Source organism: Arcicella sp. GW821-FHT09D11, assembly GCF_059416265.1.
This window is the reverse complement of sequence record NZ_JBWKOV010000004.1, coordinates 173644-195827: the sequence shown is the minus strand read 5'-3', so window position 1 is coordinate 195827 and position 22184 is coordinate 173644. Positions and strand designations below refer to the sequence as shown.

Annotated in this window: 18 protein-coding genes; 13 read left to right on the top strand and 5 right to left on the bottom strand. The window is 34.7% G+C overall.

Features of this window, described 5'->3' with window-relative positions; all coding sequences use genetic code 11:
* Positions 1–275 precede the first annotated feature (275 nt).
* The 4 genes from AC07N0_RS13615 (at position 276) to AC07N0_RS13600 (ending at position 10233) form a co-directional block, all read left to right on the top strand.
* The gene (locus AC07N0_RS13615; RefSeq protein ID WP_492803235.1) at positions 276–3338 is read left to right on the top strand and encodes a SusC/RagA family TonB-linked outer membrane protein; all 3063 of its coding nucleotides are present in this window, start codon (positions 276–278) and stop codon (positions 3336–3338) included.
* 79 nt (positions 3339–3417) lie between these two features.
* Positions 3418–4779, top strand: coding sequence for a RagB/SusD family nutrient uptake outer membrane protein (locus tag AC07N0_RS13610; protein WP_494589607.1), 1362 nt, complete (start codon positions 3418–3420; stop codon positions 4777–4779).
* Between the two features lie 463 nt (positions 4780–5242).
* Positions 5243–8467 (top strand): SusC/RagA family TonB-linked outer membrane protein, encoded by a 3225-nt coding sequence (locus AC07N0_RS13605; protein WP_494589606.1) that lies wholly within the window; start codon positions 5243–5245, stop codon positions 8465–8467.
* Between the two features lie 134 nt (positions 8468–8601).
* Positions 8602–10233, top strand: a complete 1632-nt coding sequence (locus AC07N0_RS13600; protein WP_494589605.1) for a RagB/SusD family nutrient uptake outer membrane protein — start codon at positions 8602–8604, stop codon at positions 10231–10233.
* A gap of 231 nt (positions 10234–10464) precedes the next feature.
* Here the strand turns inward: AC07N0_RS13600 and AC07N0_RS13595 are convergent, their stop codons facing one another.
* Together AC07N0_RS13595 and AC07N0_RS13590 are read right to left on the bottom strand one after the other, a co-directional pair.
* A complete protein-coding gene (locus AC07N0_RS13595; RefSeq protein WP_494589604.1) occupies positions 10465–10830 on the bottom strand; it encodes a LytR/AlgR family response regulator transcription factor in 366 nt (121 codons plus the stop codon).
* A gap of 138 nt (positions 10831–10968) precedes the next feature.
* Positions 10969–12582 (bottom strand): helix-turn-helix domain-containing protein, encoded by a 1614-nt coding sequence (locus AC07N0_RS13590; protein WP_494589603.1) that lies wholly within the window; start codon positions 12580–12582, stop codon positions 10969–10971.
* Positions 12583–12986: 404 nt separating this feature from the next.
* Between AC07N0_RS13590 and AC07N0_RS13585 the strand changes: the two genes are divergently transcribed.
* The 3 genes from AC07N0_RS13585 (at position 12987) to gloA2 (ending at position 14789) form a co-directional block, all read left to right on the top strand.
* Positions 12987–13679, top strand: a complete 693-nt coding sequence (locus tag AC07N0_RS13585; RefSeq protein WP_494589602.1) for a helix-turn-helix transcriptional regulator — start codon at positions 12987–12989, stop codon at positions 13677–13679.
* Between the two features lie 88 nt (positions 13680–13767).
* The gene (locus tag AC07N0_RS13580) at positions 13768–14268 is read left to right on the top strand and encodes a DinB family protein (protein ID WP_492803228.1); all 501 of its coding nucleotides are present in this window, start codon (positions 13768–13770) and stop codon (positions 14266–14268) included.
* Between the two features lie 131 nt (positions 14269–14399).
* Entirely contained in the window at positions 14400–14789 is a 390-nt protein-coding gene (gene gloA2, locus AC07N0_RS13575; protein ID WP_494589601.1) for an SMU1112c/YaeR family gloxylase I-like metalloprotein, read from the top strand.
* A gap of 127 nt (positions 14790–14916) precedes the next feature.
* Here gloA2 and AC07N0_RS13570 read toward each other — a convergent pair whose 3' ends face one another.
* Positions 14917–15147: a hypothetical protein gene (locus AC07N0_RS13570; RefSeq protein WP_494589600.1), complete on the bottom strand. Its 231-nt coding sequence runs from the start codon at positions 15145–15147 to the stop codon at positions 14917–14919.
* Positions 15148–15328: 181 nt separating this feature from the next.
* Here AC07N0_RS13570 and AC07N0_RS13565 point away from each other — a divergent pair, with 181 nt between their 5' ends.
* From AC07N0_RS13565 to AC07N0_RS13545, 5 genes are all read left to right on the top strand, one after another.
* Entirely contained in the window at positions 15329–15685 is a 357-nt protein-coding gene (locus tag AC07N0_RS13565) for a tRNA-binding protein (RefSeq protein WP_494589599.1), read from the top strand.
* Between the two features lie 189 nt (positions 15686–15874).
* Positions 15875–16222, top strand: coding sequence for a hypothetical protein (locus AC07N0_RS13560; RefSeq protein WP_492803221.1), 348 nt, complete (start codon positions 15875–15877; stop codon positions 16220–16222).
* Between the two features lie 31 nt (positions 16223–16253).
* Positions 16254–16727: a Dps family protein gene (locus AC07N0_RS13555; protein ID WP_492803219.1), complete on the top strand. Its 474-nt coding sequence runs from the start codon at positions 16254–16256 to the stop codon at positions 16725–16727.
* A 6-nt stretch (positions 16728–16733) separates the two neighbouring features.
* Positions 16734–17168: an SRPBCC family protein gene (locus AC07N0_RS13550; protein ID WP_494589598.1), complete on the top strand. Its 435-nt coding sequence runs from the start codon at positions 16734–16736 to the stop codon at positions 17166–17168.
* Between the two features lie 124 nt (positions 17169–17292).
* Positions 17293–18525, top strand: coding sequence for a dicarboxylate/amino acid:cation symporter (locus tag AC07N0_RS13545; protein WP_494589597.1), 1233 nt, complete (start codon positions 17293–17295; stop codon positions 18523–18525).
* Positions 18526–18760: 235 nt separating this feature from the next.
* On the opposite strand, the gene AC07N0_RS13540 is transcribed toward AC07N0_RS13545, so the two are convergent.
* Together AC07N0_RS13540 and rbfA are read right to left on the bottom strand one after the other, a co-directional pair.
* Positions 18761–19981, bottom strand: coding sequence for an ABC transporter permease (locus AC07N0_RS13540; protein WP_492803214.1), 1221 nt, complete (start codon positions 19979–19981; stop codon positions 18761–18763).
* A 187-nt stretch (positions 19982–20168) separates the two neighbouring features.
* Positions 20169–20549 (bottom strand): 30S ribosome-binding factor RbfA, encoded by a 381-nt coding sequence (gene rbfA / locus AC07N0_RS13535; RefSeq protein ID WP_309921334.1) that lies wholly within the window; start codon positions 20547–20549, stop codon positions 20169–20171.
* Positions 20550–20696: 147 nt separating this feature from the next.
* Between rbfA and AC07N0_RS13530 the strand changes: the two genes are divergently transcribed.
* The gene (locus AC07N0_RS13530; protein WP_492803212.1) at positions 20697–22094 is read left to right on the top strand and encodes a hypothetical protein; all 1398 of its coding nucleotides are present in this window, start codon (positions 20697–20699) and stop codon (positions 22092–22094) included.
* Positions 22095–22184 lie beyond the last annotated feature (90 nt).

The window sequence follows — 22184 nt, the reverse complement described above, 5'->3', positions numbered from 1 at the left end:
TAGCAAAAGTCTCCCATCTGCTATTCAAATTAAACGACTAAATTCATAAATTTTACTTTTTTCACAAAAAGTGATTGATTTAATAACATAAATTTTCATTTTTATAAAAAAAATACATTTTTCAGCTATATTTTTCAATCCATTTTTCAATATTCTACAAAAATAATATTTCAAAATGGTTGAAATTTTTATAAAAAAACAGCATTTAAAAAATCAATTACATTAAAAAGTACAAATTGCAAACTATTTTTTTTATCAATTAACCCCAATATTTCATGAACAAACGTTTATTATTTATCAATCTACTTCTGTTTTTTGGATGTTCATTGAGTATGATTGCTCAGGATCGTCGTATTACAGGAAAGGTAACCGCAGCAGGCGATGGCTCTGCTCTACCTGGTGTAACAGTTCAAGTAAAAGGTGTTTCTAAAGGTACACAAACAGATGCAAGTGGTAGTTACTCTTTGAACGTTTCAAACAATCAAAAAACAGTAGTTTTTAGTTTTGTTGGTTTTACTTCACAAGAAGTGACAATTGGGAGCAAATCTATCATTGATGTACAATTGGTAGAAGATGCTAAGTCTTTAGAAGAGGTAGTTGTGGTTGGTTATGGTACACAGAAGAAAACAAATTTAACGGGTAACGTTGCTCAGATTAGTGCAAAATCAATTGAAAATCTACCAGTAATTTCTGCTGAGCAGGCTATTCAAGGTAGAGCAGCGGGTGTTTTTGTTGAATCTGGAAATGGTAAGTTAGGTCAAGGTATCAAAATGAGAATCAGAGGTTCTTCTTCTGTTTCTGCGGGTAATAACCCTCTTTATATTGTTGATGGTATTCCTATTACTTCAACGGATCAATCTACGACTGGTGGGCCTACTAACCCTATTGCAGACATTAACTTTAATGATGTAGAGTCTATCGAGATTTTGAAAGATGCTTCTGCTGCTGCAATCTACGGTTCTAGAGGTTCAAACGGTGTTGTGATTTTAACAACTAAAAAAGGTAAGGCTGGTAAAACTAACTTCAATATCAATTACTTCTCTGGTATCAGCGAGGCTACAGGTCACCGTCAGTTCTTAAATACTGCACAGTATGTAGAGTTATTTACTGAAGCACGTGTTAATGCTGGTTACAATGTTGCAGGTGGACAAACTCGTTTTGACCGTTATGCGTTAGGTGAAAGAGCAAGATGGAATGACCCAACTTCTCCTAATTATACTAGCACTAACTGGGAAGACCAAGTACTTAGAAAAGGTAATGTAAATCAGTTTGATATCAACGTAAGTGGTGGTAACGACAAAACTAAATTTTATGCTTCTGGTTCATATAGTAAACAAGAAGGTATTATCGTAAAAAACAGCTTCGAACGTCTTAGTACTCGTTTGAACTTAGACCACAAAGCTTCTGATAAAATTTCTATTGGTTTGAATGCTAGTTTGGCTCGTTCATTCAACGTTCGTTTATCAAATGATAATGCATTTTCTACGCCAATGCAAATTATTGCTTTAGCACCACTTTCACCAGTAATTGACCCACGTACAGGCGACTATACAGATAGCTATAACGGTGCTGTAATTACGCAGTATTATAACCCATTGTTGAGTATCAAATATACTGATAACAACACAGAGGTATATCGTAGTATTGGTAATGTATATGGCCAGTGGAATATTTTACCTGCGTTGTCTTTCAGAACTGAATATGGTTATGATATGTTATTCCAAGCTGAAGACCAATATTATGGTAAAGAGACGGCTCGTAATAATACAACTGCTACGCAAGGAGAAGCTTATAAAACAAATACATTAGTATTTAACTACAGTACTAACAACTTCTTCTCATTCAATAAAGTGTTTGCTCAGAAACATGATTTCCAAGCATTGGCTGGTATGAGTTACCAACAATCAAAAAGAAATTATATTGATGCTACTGCTAGAAGTTTCCCAAGTAATTCGTACAAAATGCTTTCATCGGGTGCTACTAAAGCAGATGCTAATTCATCTGAAACATTCTATTCGTTTTTATCTTACTTTGGTAGAGTTAACTACAAATTTGATAACAAGTACTTGTTGAGTTTCAGTGGTAGAGCCGATGCATCTTCACGTTTTGGTGCAAACAACCGTTATGGTTTCTTCCCTGCTGCTTCTGCTGGTTGGATTTTATCTGAAGAAGAATTCTTGAAAGATATTCGTCAAATCAGTTATTTGAAATTAAGAGGTAGTTATGGTTTAACGGGTAATGCCGAGATTTCGAACAATGCTTCATTAGGTCTATATTCTGCTGCTTTTGGTTATGTAGGTATTCCAGGTCAAAGAGCTACACAATTGGCTAACCCTGATTTGAAATGGGAAAAAACAGCTCAGACAGACATTGGTGTAGAAATTGGTTTCTTCAATAACAGAATATCTGCTGAAGTTGATTATTATAGCAAACATACTTCTGACTTATTATTGAACGTAAACGTACCAGGAACAAGTGGTTTCGCTACTTTATTGAAAAACGTTGGTGAATTAGAAAACAAAGGATGGGAATTTGTATTGAGAACAGACAATAGCTTTGGCGATTTGAAATGGAAAGCATCGGTAAATGCTGCTACCAACAAAAACAAAATCTTGAATCTTCAAGGACAAGTCATTACTGGTGGTTATTTGAACCGTGCAGTTGAAGGCCAACCATTAGGTGTTTTCTTCGGTCCAGAATACGCTGGTGTTGACCCTGCTAATGGTGATGCTATTTATTACAAAAACTCAACTAAAGCAGACGGCACTATTGACAGAAGTGTAACGAATGATGTTAACGAAGCACAATATACTGTAATTGGTAATCCAAACCCGAAATGGATTGGTGGTATTACGAACGAATTTTCTTACAAAGGTGCTGATTTAAGCTTCACATTCCAAGGTGTGTATGGCAATGACGTTTACAATGGTGCTGGTAAATTCATGTCGGCTAATGGCGAGTTTTATGATAACCAAACAATCGACCAGTTGAACCGTTGGAAAAAACCAGGTGATATCACTATGGTTCCTCAGGCACGTTATTTACCAGATGTTGCCAATGGTACTGCTGAATCATCTCGTTATTTACAAGATGCTAGCTATACTCGTTTAAAAACAGTAACACTAGGTTATACTTTCCCTAAGGCAATTGTAAACAAACTAAAATTATCAAAATTAAGAGTTTACGCAACTGCCAACAACTTATTAACTTTCACCAAATACACAGGTTGGGATCCAGAAGTTAATACAGATTATTTGACTGGTGTAGCAGCTGGAAACGATTTTTATGCTGCTCCGCAACCTAAGACAATAACTGTTGGTTTAAACCTTGGCTTCTAAGATTGTTATTTTTTAGAAATTATGAGTCAGCTATTACGAGCATAGTCTCATAAATTACAAACAACAAAAGGATATAAAAATGAAAATAAATTATAAAATAATATATTCAATAGCACTTGGCATTGCGCTAATGGGCTGTGAAAATAAACTTGAAGTTAAGCCTGTCAATAGTATCGATGCCTCTTCGGCTGTGCAAACATCTGCTGACGTTGAAGCTATTTTGATTGGTGCCTACGATTCAATGGTTGATGCCGACGTACTTGGAGGTAATCCACAAAGAGATGCTGAATTAATTGCTGATAATGGCGATATTCAGTGGCAAGGTACTTTTGCTGCTCCTGCGCAAATCTTTGGTAAAAACTTATTGAAAGATAACGGACAGGCCGCTACTACATGGTTGGATACTTACCGCACCATTAATATTGCGAATACCGTATTAGCAAACTTAGGCGTAGTAAGTGCTGCAAAAAAACAAACCGTAGAAGGTGAAGCAAAAGTAATCAGAGCTTGGATGCTTTTTGAATTGGTAAAAGTATATGCTAAGACATATCAGGACGGCGACCCTAAAACTAACTTAGGAGTAGCTGTTATTACAACACCAACTTTGGAAATTACAACGGCTAGCTTTGCAAAAAGAAATACTGTTGAAGAAGTATATTTACAGATTATTGCCGATTTGACTAGTGCTGAGTCTCTTTTACCTGCTAGAAATGGCTTTTTCATTGGTAAATATACTGCTGCTGCATTGTTATCAAGAGTTTATTTGATGCAAGGAAATTATGAAGGCGCTCGTCAAGCTGCTAACAGGGTAATCGCTTCTAACGTTTATAGTTTAACAGCAACTTTTTTCGAAGCTTTCAATAACTCTTCAAACTCATCTGAAGATATTTTTGCTGCTCAACAAACTGATCAAGATAACGATAACTCATTCAATACATTCTTTGCTTCTGCATCTCAGGGTGGTCGTGGTGATATTATCATTAATCCTCAGCACTATAATAGCTATGATATTCCTGATGATAGAGGTGATTTCTTCTATGATGCAGGTGATATTTTTACGGCTAAATGGGCTGTTCAAATTGCAAATATTCCATTGATTCGTTTGGCTGAAATGTATTTGACACGTGCTGAAGGAAACTTCCGTGTAGGTGGTACTCCAGTAGGCGCAAGTGCATTAACTGATATTAACAGACTAAGAACACGTGCGAATGCAAATCCTTACGCTTCTGTTAACCTTGCTACTATCTTAAAAGAAAGAAGATTCGAGCTAGCTTTTGAAGGACACTGGATTCACGATATCAAACGTAACAAACAGACATTCACGAAAAACTTCGGAAATGAAACAAAGTCATATCCTTATAACTCTCCGAAGTTGATTTTCCCAATTCCGATGAGAGAAACTGATGCCAATTCAAGTTTGGTGCAGAACGAAGGATATTAATAAATTGATTATTGAATAATTTAGTAAAAAGGCCATTGCAATATTTGCAATGGCCTTTTTTATTTTCAGTCATTTTCTCTCTTTAAAAGTGGTAAGTGCTTAGTCTATCGACCTTGTTTGAGAAATATTTAATGACCCACCCTTAGGAGTAGCATCTTTATCATTATACGTAAACTATAATCTTCAAATAATACAAAATAATAAGTATATATACCCAATTATACGCTTTGTACATCTAAGCTTTTTTACACTTCATAAATCCCTAAAACACTACCTTTTATCTTAATATTCATCTCACTGGTCGAAATTAATAAAAATTTAATTCATTATATATACTAAAAATTGCGAAAAAATTCGTGAATTGTATATAAATTTCATTTTTCATTTGTTTGTATAGTACAATTTTGTATATTGTATTGCTTAAGTATTATTAAGCCAATTTCAACATTAACTAAATTAATACATGAAAAAAAAATTACTAATTATTTTCCTTGTTATAGTGTCTTGTTGTTTAAGTACTTATGCTCAAGATAGAAAAGTAACAGGTAAAGTTACCTCGGCCGAGGATGGCTCAGGTCTTCCAGGTGTAACAGTACGCTTAAAAGGCACCAATGTTGGTACTCAGACTGGTGCTGATGGTAGTTATTCCATTAATGTACCTAGCGGTGATACAAAACTTCAATTTTCATTTATCGGTATGGTTTCCACAGAAGCTACCATTGGAAGTCAATCTGTCATAAATGTAAAAATGGCTGCTGATATCAGACAGCTTTCTGAGATTGTAGTAACAGGGGTTGGTGTCGCTACTAATAAAGCGAAATTAGCTTTTGCGGTAGAGTCTATCTCTTCTAAAAGTCTTCCCCAAGCACCTACAGCTTCTATTGATCAGGCTTTAGTTGGTAAAATAGCGGGTGCTCAGATTACAAGTAGTAATGGTACTCCTGGTGCAGCCACTAATATTGTATTGAGAGGTATCAATACCATTAACCGTGGTACTACGCCTATGATTATGATTGATGGAATTCAGGTTGCTTCTACTGACTTAAATTCTATTGATTTAAGTGTAATTGATAGAATCGAGGTTGTTCAAGGAGCTGCCTCTGCCAGCATTTATGGTGCGCAAGGTGCCAATGGTGTAATTCAGTTATTTACTAAAAAAGGTAGAAGTGGACAATTAAACATTGATTTTTCTTCTAGTATTTCCGAAAACTCTTATTTAAACATTGGTGGCGTTAGAAAAGCGCAATTGCATGCTTTTGGTACGGATGCTAACAACAATGTATTGAGTGCTGGTGCTGGAAACCCAATTTTGGCTCAAGACCCTATTACAGGTTTGTATAATGGTAACGTTATTTACAACCCTTTGGATGTAACTAGCCAAATGAACAAGCCATATAATGCAAACTTGAAATATTATGATCACTTTGCTTCTTTCTTTGTGCCTGCTAGTACTGTTAACAACAGCCTTTCCATATCAGGTGGCAAAGATAAATTTGATTTTGCCTTCTCGCTTTCTAATAATTATCAAGGAAGTAATGTGGTTAATAATGGTGACTATAAAAGAACCAACCTTACCGCTAATATTGGTGCTGAAATAGCGCCAAGATTAAAGTTTCGCTCAATCACACAGCTAGTATATACAAAAAATACCTTAAAATCGACTGATAGAAATATTCTGTATTCTATCAATAATACTCGTCCATTTGCAAATTATGACCAAAAATTAACAAATGGAGATTATGCAGCTTATGTAGGTGATGCAGCAGGGGTAAACGGTTTTAACCCTAATTATTATCAGCAATACTTAAGTCATAATGAGAATAAAGTTGACATTATTCAAAATTTGAACTTAAACTATCAATTAAACGATTTTGTAGAACTAGATGCTAAATATGGTATAAATTATCAGCGAGATGAAGATATATACATTTATGCAAACCAAACTACCAACCCTAATATAGCTGCGTTGCCTTCTAACTATTATTTGGCCAACTATGGTTCGGATAAAAAAGGAGAGATAGATAATTTTGGTATTACAAAGAATGCACAAAACTTCTTAGCTACTGCTACAATTCGTACAGATTTCAAAAAAGATTTTAATATCAACCTTCCGATTACAACGTCTACTCAATTAGCGTTTGACTGGCGTAAACAAACCAATGACCAGTATGTAACTTATCAGTTAGGCTTACCTACGTATACACCATTTACGCCTGCTCAAGGAACATCATCATTGGTTCGTCCACTAAGTTTTTCAGGAACAACAGGTGCACCAGCAGGAACTTATACTGAACCATTCGTTACTTACGGTTATGTTCTTAATCAAAGAATTGAATATGGTGAAGTTGCAGGGATTTCAGGAGGTTTCAGAAGTGACTATTCTTCAGCCTTCGGTGGTGGGTCTAAACCATTTACCTTCCCTCGTGGTGATGCTTATGTAAGATTCTCTTCTCTGGATTTCTGGAAAGATGGTGGTATTGCTAATACGCTTAGTGAATTTAAAATCAGAGCGGCTTATGGCGAAGCGGGTATTCAACCAAGACCATTTGACCGTTACGTAACTTTGGGTACAAGAAACATTGGTGCAAGTGGTGCATTCTATTTCCCAACAGCACAAAGCAATCCTGATTTGAATGTAGAGGTTTCTAAAGAATTAGAAATAGGTACTGATTTGTCATTAAACTTAACTAAAAATGTAAATGTTTTGAATGACATCCGTTTATCAGCTACTTATTGGAAACGTAATACTGAAGGTGCTATTTGGAATGTTGATGCCGCTCCTTCTACTGGTGCTGGTACGCTTAAAACAAATGCATTTGGTATTGGTTCAAATGGTATCCAAGCACAAATCAGTGCAATGGCTTACAAAAGCAATGATTTTGTATGGAATACTACTATCAACTTTAGCAAGCAAACTTCAGAGATTACCTCAGTTTCTGGAAATGGTGAAATCGTAATTATCTCAAGTGCTGGTAGTACAAACTATGTATTGAAAGCTGGCGAGAAAATTGGACAACTGTATGGTTTTAAATATTTAACAGACGTTAAAGCTAAAAAACCAGATGGCACTTTTGAAATTCCAGAGGCAAGTCAAAGTAAATACGAAGTGGCAAGCAATGGTTATGTAGTAGAGACAGCAACTAAACAACCATATTTTACTGCGGATAGATACAGTTTTGGTGACCCGAACCCTAAATTCAATATGTCATTTATCAATGACTTTACCTTCAAGGGATATTTAACATTAGGTTTCCAATTTGACTGGGTACATGGTAGCCACATTTACAACCAAACTAAACAATGGATGTATCGTGATGGTATTCATGCTGACTACGAAAAACCAATTACTATTGGTGGACAAACAGGTGCTTGGACGGCCTTCTATCGTGGTGTGTATGCACAACGCCAAGCAAATGGTACAAAAGATTACTTCTATGAAGATGCTTCATTTGTTCGTCTGAGAAATATTTCAATTGGTATTGATTTAGCAAAAGCCTTCAATATAAAAGCTTTCAGAAAATTACAATTAGTACTTTCTGGACGTAACTTATTGACATTTACTAAATATACAGGTTTTGACCCAGAGGTAAGTTCAGGAACAAACAATTCTGCTTGGGATAGAGGTACAGATCACAACACCATGCCTAACTTACGTTCATATCAAGTTGGACTTAATTTTGGTTTTTAATAAGATATCCGAAGGTTATTATCAAGTAATTTATATTTAATCGTTATCAAACTTCATTATGCAGATAGTCAAAAGATATTATTAGATGTTTATGGCTACAGGCATGAGATAACAAATAATTAAACAAAAAAGATATGAACAGAATAAAGAAATATATTTTGATGAGCTGCACAATTTTTTCCCTTGCCTCTTGTCAAGATCAACTAGATATAAAAAATCCTAACTTACCCACTCCCTCGAGTGCATCAACAGAATCTGGTATTATATCTTTAGGTTTAGGAGGTATTTATGCCAATGGATTTCGTGATTTAAAATATTATGATGGTGTAAATGGTCGTTTTTGGGCTGGTGCTATCGGATTTCACGAAATAATGGCAGATGTTGTAGGAATGGAAGCTGCTAATCAGTTTGCTAACCAAATTGGTTGCCCTGATGTTGTTACTTTAGATAATGGTACTAAAGTATTAAACCCAAGTAGCCCAAATCAACAAATCACATTTTTGCGTTCAATCAATATTAATTCAAATGCTGGTGCCAATTCTACCGTTTTCGAATGGGCCTACATGTATTCATTGAACAATTCTTGTAATGCTATTCTTGACCTTATCGAAGGGGTTAGCTATACTGGAGATGCAACGGTTAAGAAAAATGTTTTAAAAGCTTGGTGTTATTGGTGGAAAGGTTTTGCTTATTCTCGTATTGGCTCAATGTATTATGCTGGTTTAATTAATAACAAAACAGGTAGTACTAATAATCAATATGTATCTAAGGAAGATATTATCAAAGAAGCTAATGCAAACCTTGATAAAGCATCTACGATATTAGCAACGCTTACTGCATCAGCCGACTATAGAACTATGTTAGGTGGATTAATTCCTGATTTTTGCCAAAAAGGTAAGGGTGGTATTCTTGCTCCTGATATGTGGATACGTAATATCAACACACTAAAGGCAAGAAACATTTTGGTTAATACTCCTGTAAAAACAATGACTGCAACCCAATGGACTGCAATTCTTGATTTAGCCAATAATGGTATCAGATCTACTGACTTGATTTTCACAAGTCGTTCTGGTGGTGCTGGTGACAACGATTTTATGTCAGCCTCAGCAGGTTCGGTAATGGCTAAAACTATTGCTGCAAAGGCAGGACAAAATACCTATAAGCTGAGTGAAAGATTTGTACAGGAGTTCAAACCTGAGGACAAGCGCTTTCAGAATAACTTTGCATTAACTGCTACATGGGTAGGTGATGCTGGTCGTGGTAATTCATTTAATACTCGTTACACAATCTTAGATGGTGGTAAAGGTATGGCAGGTGTTGTTGTTTATGGTACTCAGGCAGAAGGTTTATACGAACTTGCGATTGCTGGGAACTATGAAGAAAATGAATTAATGAAAGCAGAAGCTAATTTGTATCTAAGCAAACAAGAGGATGCTTTGAAAATAATTGACGCAATCCGTAATTCACAAGGTGCTGGGCTTGCCGCTGTAGCGGGAACAGGTCTATCATTAGATGCTGCAAAAGAAGAGTTTAGAAGAGAAAGACGTGTTACGTGTGCTTGGAGAGGGTTGTCTTTCTATGATGCTAGACGTTGGGGCGTGCTTGAATCTGGGAGAATCAACGCTGTAGTAGTTGACAAGGCTGCTGTTGTTAATACAAAAGCTACAATTACTTATGGCTTCTTAGATTATTGGGATGTTCCAGACAACGAATTAGCTTATAACCCTGCTGGAACAGGCTCGACAGCTACCAAAAACCCTAAATAAGGATTCCTTAACCAAAAACTATATAAATTAACTGCTCGAAGGGCTGTCTCAGATTATAGAGATAGCCCTTTTTATATTTGTAAGTGTACTGCTATCTTTAAAAGATTTTTTCTTAAACACAAAAAAGCCTGCTAATAAAGAAATACTTTACTAACAGGCTTGAATCATGCATGACGACTCTGTGGTTTTAGGGTGTGTTAGGTACTAAAAAATTAAAATAAATGGTTAATATTATATTTCTAAAGAGGTTTTGTTCTTCAATAATAAAGCTTTAGGAGATTTTCGTATTGCCTCTCTAAAGTCACTAACTCTTCTTCTGGATACTACAAATTCCTGACCATCGTCAAGTATAATTACTAGCTTTTTGTCGTCTTTCCGCCAACCATTCATGAAAGAAATATTAACAACATAATTGTTGTTGATTCTAATAAAAGACTGTGCGTCTTCTATTCTTTCTTGCATTACTCTTAGCGTACGCGCGACAATCAAACGCTCTTGATTAGTCGTATAAATAGCTGTATAATTTTCATCACTCTTTAAATATAGAATTTCTGTGAGAGCAACTTGACTACTTTTAGTAAGGTATAATTTTTTCATAATTATATAATTATTACTACTACAAAATTGCAATTTAGATATTGAAAACGTTAACTTAAAATCGACAAAAATTTGTTCATTTATGACAAAAAAATCCAAAAAGTACTATTCTTTAGGTATTACGAACTAAAAAAAGTACTATTTAAAGCTTTTAGACCATTCAGATGGTGATTTTCCGAAAGACTCTTGAAATACTTTTGTAAAATATGAAAGACTTTCAAAACCTACTTGAAATGCCACGTCGGATACATTCCTATTACGATTTTTCAGTAGTTCTGCTGCCTTTTTTAAGCGGTAATTTCTGATAAATTCAACGGTGGTCTGATTCGTTAAAGTTTTTAATTTCCTTCTCAATTGTACAGTACTTAGATTAAGTTCATCGGCTAAGTCTGTAATATTGAAGGCACTATCTGACAAATTGGCTTCAATAATTTGTTCTATCCTTTGCAGAAAAATTTCGTCTTGTTGATTAATATTTTGTTCTTGTTGTATGGGTATAGACAATTGCTCTTGTTCAAAATTTGGGTCGGGGAAATAGGTAATCGGCGAAGGAAGGTCATCATTATTAAGCGGTATGTTGTGATATTCAGGTTGATATTCTAACATATTTGTAGCGTCAGCTTCCGATTGTTGAGACCTGAGGTAGATTTTACAGATTAACAAAATAAAAAAGGTAATTTTGATCGGGTCTGAAAAAAATACAAGGCTATTGATAAAAGCAAAATCTATGACTTGTAAAAGCCTAAGTTGAAGAAGAATAAAGCCTGTGAAGCTAAATATAAATGACAACACAAAGTACCATTCCAATTTTACCTTTTTGTAATAAGCATAAGCAAAAAGTAGCAAGATAGATATATCCACAATCAGCGTGTTCAATACATTCATTTTTATCCACCTCCAGTTATAATCAAAATAGATGGCTAGGGTCAATATAAAAGTTGAAACGATGAATGCATACAAATACCATTTTATCCATTTAGGATATAAAGTATTTATCGGTAAAAAGCAGCATGTCAATATAATTTCTAGGATAGCCAAAAGGCGATAAGGCAGTGCGTTGAGGAGGGTAGATTGTATTGGGTCGTTGGTAAAGAAATCTCCGATAGATTCATGGTAAGCTAATATCGTATACAAAATACAGAATGAATAAACAGCGAAAATCTTATAGGTATTAGTTTTCAATAAAAAGAAGGCTATAATAGAAATGAGTAAGTTTCCCAAAAGTTGAACACCATCTAAAATCCATACTTTACGTTCGTCTGAATATCTTTTAATTTCATAGACGGGTTCGGGCATTATCAGGAAAGTTGCATAAAAAGCTCTTTGACTGGTCGTTTTAATAAAAAGTGTTTTGGGTTGATTAGCCAACAAATTAAAATGAATAATGGGGTAATATGAGCTATAGCTTCTTTTATCTTTGTCTACAAAACAGCCTCCTTTGAATACCTTATATTGATTATTTTGTTGGGGGATAAATACATCAAAATATTCAATTATTGGATTGTCACATTCAAATACCCAATTAGATGTTTTTGCTGAAACTAAACTTATTTTAAACCATTGAGTAGCATCTGAAAAACCAACATGAATGTTATTTTTTTTATAAGCAGAGAAAGGTTTACTTTGAATATCACGAAAGCTGAGTTTTGAATTACTCGTTTCGAAATACTCCAGTGAAGAAGCTATATTGAAGGGTGAAGAAAGGTTTGTCAGGTTGATTGTTTCATTTGCGAAAGTTTTATGATTGCACAAAACAAAACATATTATACAGAAAACCATTTCTCTAAAAAGTCGAGAAATTAACATTTATCGTTCTACTTACTTAGTCCAAATTTATTTAATAATATGATGATTAATTATTTCATTAAAAGCCTAATTAAAAATAGGAAACATTAACATATGTTAATATACGAGGTTTTTTGAAATTGATTAATAAAAATATTATTAAATGTATCTTAGTGTGTTATTTAAAACAAAGATACTAAATCATGAACGCTTAAACAATTGTATAATCGAAAAAAATATAAGATTAATCAAGAATTATTTTTTTTAACAAAAAGTTGATTGTTGGTATTTTTTTATTTATTCTAACGTTATTTCCACTTAATATTTTCTATTTATTTTCACTATTATTTTATTTTTCAACCTCGGCATTTATGAATCGTATTGATAGACTATTTGGCATATTTACTTTACTTCAATCCAAAAAATATACTCCTGCTGAAAAAATTGCAGAAAAATTCCATATTAGTATTCGTACGGTTTATAGAGACTTAAAAGCCTTGAATGAATCAGGAATACCATTAGGTTTTGAACAAACCAAAGGATATTTTATCGTTCAGGGATTCTTCCTCCCTCCTATTTCTCTGACGAGTGATGAAGCCAATGCACTTTTATTAATGGAATCTATCGTATATCGTTTTACTGATAAATCAATACAAAAACATTATACCAACGCTTTGAATAAAGTAAAGTCTGTGTTGCCCAATGCCCAAAAAGATAAGATAGATTTTCTTTCAGATAATATCAAAATTCAGGTTCATCCAAACCGTGAACAGCAAAACTATGAATACCTATCAGCTTTGCAACAAGCTATTTCTACTAAAACTATCATCGACTTTGACTATAAGAATAATAGTGATGAAATCAGTAATCGACGGGCTGAACCTATAGGCTTAATTTTCTATGCTTTCAACTGGCATTTGATTGCTTGGTGTCATAAAAGAAACGAGTATCGAGATTTCAGGGTATCTAGAATTATTGTTGTAAAAGATACCCAAATGCCCTTTCAAAAAAATGATCATATCCCCCTATCAGACTATATGAAACTGCTTCCTGTCAATTATTAATTTTATTTATGTCTCTTCAAAAAGTACTGACATAGGGTTGTCAGTGAGAGACCGTTTCTTTGCATCATCAACCAAAAAAACTAACAAAATGACGATGATTGCAATGTTCTTAAAGGAGTTAGACCAAGAAGCGGTTAGTACTCGTAAAATGTTATCGATTGTTCCAGCAGATAAATTCAACTGGCAACCTCATCCTAAAAGTATGACTGTGCTTAGATTGGCAACTCATATTGCGGAGTTACCATCGTGGGTGGGATTGGCATTAACAACGAGTGAATTAGATTTTGGCGTGGGCGATTATCAACCTGCCACTATTAATACGACAGCCGACCTATTAGATTTATTCGAAAAAAATTTAGAAGATGCCAAAACTCATTTATTAGCAGCTACTGAAGACCAATTAGATGAAAGCTGGACTTTAAGGAATGGCGATACTATTTATAGCACTACGCCCAAAAGCGAAACTATCCGCCATGCTTATTGTCAAATTGTGCACCACAGAGCACAATTAGGTGTTTTCTTGCGTTTGCTGGATATTCCTATTCCAGGGTGTTATGGACCAAGTGCTGATGAAATGGGTTTGTATTAGTTAAGATGAATTGAATAGGAAGGCTATTAAAATTAGCTTTCCTATTATCCAAATTACTAGTCAAGAATAAGCCTTTATAGTTGAAGAATGTTGTAGCAATCAATACCTTTGTAAAAATAAAAAAGAAGATTATGCTAGCTATCAATAAAATTCATCACATCGCTATTATTTGCTCGGACTATCCTACTTCTAAAAAATTCTATACTGAAATACTTGGGTTTAATATTGAGAATGAAGTATTTAGGGCTGAAAGGGAATCTTATAAATTAGATTTATCAGTAAATGGAGTTTATCAAATAGAGTTATTTTCATTCCCGAACCCTCCTACTCGTCCATCACGCCCTGAGTCTTGTGGATTAAGGCATTTAGCATTTGAGGTGAACAATATTCAGGAAACACACGATTATCTAACAGGATGTAAGGTAGATTGTGAAAATATCAGAGTGGATGAATTTACAGGAAAGAGCTTCTTTTTTTTCAGCGACCCAGATGGTTTACCGATTGAATTCTATGAAAAATAAAAGTGGTACCACTTTCTTTCGAAAGGTAGTACCACAGAACCATAAGGTTAAGAGGGAAGTTTGTGTATAGGAACTAAAATTTGCACGGGTTAGATTATTAAGTATATAATAGGTATTGTAATTTTATTTATAAGAAATCCTCAGGCGGATAGTATATTTTGTGGTAATCAAGCCAGTTTTGTAGAAGATTTTTCTTTCTTTTGGGTACTCCTATTTGTATAGACTCCCGAGCAATGTTACTATTTAGTTTTACAAAAAGTAAATTAAGCACTTGAGAATACATCACAAACGCAACATCGTTTGGATTAAATACCTCACCAGATTCACTAGTTAATTGAAAAGGTGCGTGCTCTGTCATAAATTAAATGGCTAGTCAAACTCTTTAAAAAAGAATAATATTTTGAAATACTTAGGCTGACGTAAATTTTTCCTTTTTTCAAGTACGATTTACTGTTACAAAGTAAGCGAGTTTTTATAGAAGATTTTAGCGTAAAAATACCTGTTTTACAAAAAATAATTTTACTCATTATTATTACCTTATGTTAAACATAGATAGCTCTGAAAGTATTTCATGGGAAGATTTTGAGAAAGTAAAGCTTCAAATAGGAACTATTTTAGAGGCTAAAGATTTTCCCAAAGCCAAAAAGCCTGCCTATCAACTAATCATAGATTTAGGTCCAGAAATTGGTCTTAAAAAATCGTCGGCCCAACTTACTAAATTATATACTAAAGAAGAACTAGTAGGTAAGCAGGTTATTTGCGTGACGAACTTTCCACCCAGACAAGTAGCCAATTTTATCTCAGAAGTATTGGTAACAGGTTTTATTTTGCCAGATGGCGAAGTAGTATTAGCCGCAGTAGAAAGAAACGTGCCGAATGGCACGAGGTTGGCATAATAGGTTTTAGTGAACTACTCGTATTGGATATACTGCTATAAGCTTTGTTTTCAATCGTTTATACGATACATTTTTGATATTGAAATAACTTTAAGGATGAAGAATATTCCAATAATTATGTTTAATTTTACATACCAATCTTAATTGCTTATATTAATTTGCATTGTTATTTTGACCTCAACTGAAAAAATGAAAACTTTATTCATCTTCATACTTACCTTCTTTGTTTTTTCCAAAGCATCGGGTTTTGGTTTGATTGAATATTCTACGGTAATGCATACAAAACACCGTACTAGACAAGATACGCTCAGAAACAATAATCAACAATTTGACGTTATACAAACAGCTACTCTTTTAAAAAAAGAGCCTGAAAAAACCGATAATAACCATTTTACAAAATCATTGATTCAATGGTTGGCTAATGGGGTTAAAAGTACGGTTGAATTCATTACAAGTGCTTTTATTAATATTGGAAAGGCTATTTTAGCGGCCATTATCCATATATTTACCTCAAAAGCGGTTTATATAATTAGTTGATTAGAAAGTTATCAGTAAAAAAAATAAATTTATGACCCCAAACATTGGCATTTCTATTGAGAGTTTACAGAAAACCTCGACACTTCTGAATACATTATTAGCTGACGAATACGTACTTTATACCAAAACCAGAAATTATCATTGGAATGTAACTGGTCCCAATTTTATTGAATATCATACTTTTTTTGAGAGCTTGTATGATTTCGTAGATGAGCAGATTGATGCAATTGCTGAGCGTATTCGTACTCTAGGGCATTTTCCGTTGGCTTCTTTGCACGAGTTTCTGTCTGTAACCAGACTATTAGAGACTAAACATCAACAAAGTTCTGCTTTAGTAATGTTGCAAGAATTACTAAACGACCACGAAACGATTATCAGGGTATTAAGACAGGATATTAAAACTACTGCCGATGAGTTGGGAGATGCTGCGACAAGCGATTTTTTAACGGGGCTAATGGCTGAACACGAAAAAATAGCATGGAAAATCAGGGCTTATTTAAGCTAATACTCCATGAAAATACAGATTAAGACAACCGTAAATCAAGACCTTCTCAGTGTTTGGGAAGGCTTTGATTTAAAATTATTCAAAGCACTCGCCCCTCCTTTTCCTCCTGTCGTTATTAAACAGTTTGATGGCTGTCGAACAGGAGATGTAGTGCATCTGGTATTGAACTTTATTTTCTTCAAACAAGATTGGATTTCAAACATCATCGAACAAAAAAATAGCGAACACAGCATTTATTTTATCGACCAAGGTACTGTCCTTCCTTTCTTTTTGAAATATTGGCACCATGAACATAGGCTAGAAAGCCAGCAAACAGGTACGATAATCACTGATAATATCGACTTTAATACTCCTTACTTATTGACGGATTACTTAGTATATCCACTGTTATATCTTCAATTTTTATATAGAAAACCGATTTATAAACGTTACTTTCAATAAAGCAAAATCCACTCTATATTTGCAAAGGGTGGATTTTTTGTGTTAATTCGTTTTGAGAAAATACATTTCATTGAAATTTAGGATTAAAATCTAATCATTTCGACACAAACAAACTTAATATTAAATGAAGCTAAACATTACCACTAAAATTATCATCGGATTTATCATCGGAATAATTGTAGGGCAAATTATGCACACTCAGCTGAGTGAAGAGCAAATCAATGAAGCCAGCAAGAATATAAAATTATTAGGAGATATCTTTTTAAGAAGTATTCACCTGATTGTAGGTCCACTTATTTTCTGTACTTTATCTGTGGGCGTGGCTAAATTGGGTGATTTCCGCTTGGTGGGTCGAATTGGCTTGAAAACGTTGGCGTACTTTTATTTCGCTACTATCTTATCATTACTGGTCGGTTTAGTTTTTGTAAATATTACTCGTCCAGGTGAATTTGGTACTTGGAAACTCCCTCCATCAGGGATAGAAACAGGCGTAACTGCCAAACCTTTAAAGACTTTTAGAGACTTCCTTTTCGAGATTTTCCCCGACAATATTTTCCAAGTATTTGCTGAAAACAAAACATTAGGAATCATCATGATTTCAATTGTGTTTGGAATAGCCTTGGCAACCATGGGCGAACATGGAAAAAAAATATCAAAAGGAATAGACTGGATTGGTGAGGCTATTTTTAAAATAGTTGGTTATATCATGCTATTAGCTCCATTCGCCGTTTTTGCTTCAATGACTAATGTTATTGCACGCAATGGTTTAGGTGTTTTGGTATCATACGCTTACTTGATTGTTTGTTTTTTCAGTGCATTGCTATTTTTTATTTTTGTAGTACTTTGGCTGATTTGCTACCTATTAAAAATCCCTTACTGGCGATTGATGGCTGCGATGAAAGAGGCTATTCTACTTTCATTCAGTACGGCAAGTTCTGAGGCTTCGATGCCAAAACAAATAGAATCGTTGAAAGGCTTGGGTATCAGCGAAAGAATCATCGGTTTTGTATTGCCATTAGGCTATAGTTTCAACCTTGATGGCTCGATGATGTATATGACGTTTGCAACAGGTTTTATTGCCCAAGCATACGGCATGCCATTGAACTTAGACCAGCAAGTAACCATGTTATTAACGCTATTATTAGCGAGCAAAGGTATCGCTGGTGTGCCACGTGCTAGTTTAGTGGTAATTATGGGCACCATGACGCTCTTTGGACTTCCACAAGAGGGTTTGGTATTGCTTTTGGGCGTAGATCCTTTCTTGGATATGGGTCGTTCGGCAACATCTGTTGTGGGTAATGCTGTGGCTACTGTAGTAGTGAGTAAGTGGGAAGGCGAGAAATTGAGCGAAGCTTAATATTTTAATCCGTATTATAGATTATTTAGACAAAATCCTTTTCTATTAGCTGGTGACTTAAGTCACCAGCTAATAGAAAAGGATTTTGAGGTTTATATTATCGAAAGAGCCGTTTTTACAAAATGTTTCCTTAAATAAGGTCAAACAAAGCAAGAAACTATTAATCCTTTTATCACTAGCGAGGCACTTAAGTACCTCGCTAATGATAAAAGGATTAGTAAGCGATGTTTATCTTCTACACAATCTCAACACTAGCTGCTCTTTTAGCTGGAAAATAGGAGGCTAATAACGTAATGATTACTACCACCACAGCCGTAAAGAAGAAATCAGAAACCTCCATTTTAATAGGATAAGCATCTATTAACGCACCGACTATTCCCATTGAAATAAAGCCATAAGTTAGTTGTAACCAGCAAAGGGTGAAGCCTAATAATAACCCTACAATGGCACCTGTAAACGCTACAATTGCTCCTTCTAATAAAAATATCTTTTGTATGATTCTGGCATCTGCTCCCATGGCATACAAGGTTTTTACATCTTCTTTTTTCTCGATAGCCAACATCGACAGGGAGAAAAATATATTAAAACTAGCGATACCTATGATAAAAGTAAGTGTTAGGAATACAAACAACTTTTCAATTTTGATAGCCCTTAATAAAGAAGCGTGTTGTTCATCTTGATTCTGCACGACAAATTCATTGCCTAACACATCCTTTAGTGCATCTTGAATAGTCGCCACCTCCTCTTCATTCGCTACTTTTATTTCTAAAGCCGTTCGCTGATTCTCTAGTTCAAATAAATTTTGGGCAAACGAAAGCGGAGCATAAATATAATTGTCATCATATTGTTGTTCAATCGCAAATACACCCGCTGGTACCAGATTCATTTTATTAAAAGCGTCGGTAGCATAAAAATCCAATGTTTTAGTTTGCTTGTTTCTAGGATACCATACTTCTAAAGGTGTAAAGAACGCATCAATATCTATTCCTAGTTTTACAGCAATCCCCGACCCTACAATGGAATAAGCAATACCACTATCTTGAAGGATGGCGTGACCATCAATCATCGTTTTTTGTAAACGTTCTTGTTTAAGAAAGCTTTCGTCAACACCTTTCAAATTTACTACCATTTGGGCATTGCGATAACGTAGCAACACGTTTTCTTCAATTACCTGTGTGATGCTTCCTATACCTTGAACTTTGCTGATTTTTTTTAACAGTGCTGGTGGGCAACTAAAGTATTTTCCTTTTTTAGCACTAACTTTCAAATCTGCATCAAAGCTTTTATATAAGCCTCTTTGGAAATCTTCTAGCCCATTAAATACTGACAAAACAACTACCAAAGCCATCGTTCCAACACCCACTCCTAACATCGAAATCATCGATATTAAAGAGATAAAAGATGTTTTTTTCCTAGCAAAAAAGTATCGTTTTGCAATAAAGAAAGGGAAATTCATAATAAAGTGATTGAGTGATTGGTGATTGAGTGAATTAGGTAGTTGTAAGTTAGTGAGTTGCGAGTTGTGAGTTTTTATTGAAATATTGGGGAAACTGGATTCTTAAGTGGAATTCTTTTTTTATTAACTAGAATGCATCTTCGAATCACTAAATCACTAACTCACAACTCACTCAATCACCAACTTTCTACTCCTCTATCTCTTCTCCTTCTTTCAAAGGTGGAATATCAAGACCAGAAATTAAGGCATCCATTTGGGCAGCATATTCTGCCGTATCGTCAATAAAAAATTCAAGGTTTGGAATAATCCTTGCTTGATTACGAATTCTGTTTCCTAAAATCCCTCTAATATGCTTAGATTTTTCACGAATGTCTTGTAATAAACCTGCTTTATCGTTAGCTAGCATAAAACTTAGATATACTCTTGCTATTGCTAAATCGGGAGTCATCTTAACGTCTGTTATCGTTACAAATGCCTTTCCGAAAGTTGTACGCATATCTTTTTGAAAAATGTCGCTCAAATCTTGTTGAATTAATTTAGCGAATTGTTGTTGTCTTTTCGATTCCATTTTAATGTTAATTTCTGCAAATACTTATAATCATCATCTGCGCCGTTGCATAAACTTCTTATGCTCTTCTTCAATAATCTCACAAATTTCGGAATAATTATTGGATTCACCGTAAATTCGTGAAAAACTTGAATACCTTAACAAAATATGCTCAGTTTCTTTAAAGTAAACGCTGTCTATCAAATTTTTAGTTTATTGATTTTACTAATCCTTATCCGAATGCCCGTGTATTTGGTAGGTTTGCCACAACTGATTCCAGAATTGCAATGGATGTTGGTTGGCGAGCAAATCAACAAAGGCTTTGTAATGTATTCTGAAATCTGGGATAACACTGCTCCGCTTTCTACATTGGTATATGCAGGAATCGACGGACTCTTTGGACGTTCGCAGTCTGTTTACCAAATTGTGGCTTTGCTACTTACCTACTTTCAAGCTGTTTACTTCAACGTAATGGTCAATAACAGAGACCTCTTTGCGAAAAGGAATTACCTGCCAGGTTTGTTCTATTTACTTTTTATGAACATATCGTTCGACTGCTGTACACTGTCACCAGTATTGATGGCTACTACCTTCGTATTACTGTCGTTAGGTACATTGGTTAAACAAATGAACCGTCTACAAGCAACCGATGAAGTATTTGAAATTGGCTTTTTTATAGGACTTGCTACTTTATTTTATCCTCCAGCAGGGGTATTTATTTTGTGGGCGACCTCCTCATTATTATTCTTTAGTGGTACTACGTTGCGCCAGCACTCTTTATCAATATTCGGCTTTTTGTTCCCTTTATTACTTACTGCACTATTTTTCTATCTGAATGGTACGTATGACGCTTTCTCTAGAAATTTTATTTCTTCTGTATTACAACTTCGTCAATATGATTTGAATGACTTCCGAAGTTTGTTGGCCACCTTGCTTCTTCCTTTTACTTTTGGCGTATTAGGCTTTCTAAGATTGGTAAATGCCGTTGGGTTCAACAACTACCAGATTCGTTGTCAACAAGTAATGATGATTTGGGCCATCGCTGGAGTTGTATCTATTGGTTTGATGCCTTTCTTGGCACCTATGCAATTCATCATTTTTGTACCTGCTATCGCATTTTTTACCGTTAGTTTTTTTAATAATACCAAAAGGGCTTGGCTGGCAGAGCTAACATGCTTGGCGTTGTTTTCGGCTGTTTTATTGATTCACTATCAAGCAGTATATTTCAAAGGGGTAGAAACTTTTGTACAACTGAAAAACTTGAAACTAAAGGAAGAGCCTGAGATAAAACTAAGCAATAAAAAAATACTGGTTTTTGGCGATGGTATGGAGGAGTACAAAAATAATTTTGCTGCTACGCCTTATATCAATTGGAGTTTAGCAAAATACGAACTGGAGAATCTGGATAACTATAATAATGTGATTAATATTTTAAGCAATTTCGAGAAAGATTATCCAGAAGTAATTATTGATAAGGTAAATCTAACACCGAAGTTATTCAAAAGAATACCTGTGTTAGCCCGCAAATATCATGCGATTGGGAATGGTGTTTATGAGTTGAATTAAAAGCAAACCTCATCCCCCGCCCCCTTCTCCTTCAGAGAAGGGGAGATTCTCACAAAAGATTTTAAGATTGGAAACTACTTTTTAATCCCA

Bases quoted from the DNA above. Each gene is read 5' to 3' on its own strand.
- AC07N0_RS13555 (WP_492803219.1), top strand. From the start codon at position 16,254: ATGACCCCAAACATTGGCATTTCTATTGAGAGTTTACAGAAAACCTCG.
- AC07N0_RS13585 (WP_494589602.1), top strand. From the start codon at position 12,987: ATGAATCGTATTGATAGACTATTTGGCATATTTACTTTACTTCAATCC.
- rbfA (WP_309921334.1), bottom strand. From the start codon at position 20,549: ATGGAATCGAAAAGACAACAACAATTCGCTAAATTAATTCAACAAGAT.
- AC07N0_RS13615 (WP_492803235.1), top strand. From the start codon at position 276: ATGAACAAACGTTTATTATTTATCAATCTACTTCTGTTTTTTGGATGT.
- AC07N0_RS13550 (WP_494589598.1), top strand. From the start codon at position 16,734: ATGAAAATACAGATTAAGACAACCGTAAATCAAGACCTTCTCAGTGTT.
- AC07N0_RS13570 (WP_494589600.1), bottom strand. From the start codon at position 15,147: ATGACAGAGCACGCACCTTTTCAATTAACTAGTGAATCTGGTGAGGTA.
- AC07N0_RS13530 (WP_492803212.1), top strand. From the start codon at position 20,697: ATGCTCAGTTTCTTTAAAGTAAACGCTGTCTATCAAATTTTTAGTTTA.
- AC07N0_RS13560 (WP_492803221.1), top strand. From the start codon at position 15,875: ATGAAAACTTTATTCATCTTCATACTTACCTTCTTTGTTTTTTCCAAA.
- AC07N0_RS13540 (WP_492803214.1), bottom strand. From the start codon at position 19,981: ATGAATTTCCCTTTCTTTATTGCAAAACGATACTTTTTTGCTAGGAAA.
- AC07N0_RS13610 (WP_494589607.1), top strand. From the start codon at position 3,418: ATGAAAATAAATTATAAAATAATATATTCAATAGCACTTGGCATTGCG.
- AC07N0_RS13595 (WP_494589604.1), bottom strand. From the start codon at position 10,830: ATGAAAAAATTATACCTTACTAAAAGTAGTCAAGTTGCTCTCACAGAA.
- AC07N0_RS13580 (WP_492803228.1), top strand. From the start codon at position 13,768: ATGACGATGATTGCAATGTTCTTAAAGGAGTTAGACCAAGAAGCGGTT.
- AC07N0_RS13545 (WP_494589597.1), top strand. From the start codon at position 17,293: ATGAAGCTAAACATTACCACTAAAATTATCATCGGATTTATCATCGGA.
- AC07N0_RS13605 (WP_494589606.1), top strand. From the start codon at position 5,243: ATGAAAAAAAAATTACTAATTATTTTCCTTGTTATAGTGTCTTGTTGT.
- AC07N0_RS13565 (WP_494589599.1), top strand. From the start codon at position 15,329: ATGTTAAACATAGATAGCTCTGAAAGTATTTCATGGGAAGATTTTGAG.
- AC07N0_RS13600 (WP_494589605.1), top strand. From the start codon at position 8,602: ATGAACAGAATAAAGAAATATATTTTGATGAGCTGCACAATTTTTTCC.
- gloA2 (WP_494589601.1), top strand. From the start codon at position 14,400: ATGCTAGCTATCAATAAAATTCATCACATCGCTATTATTTGCTCGGAC.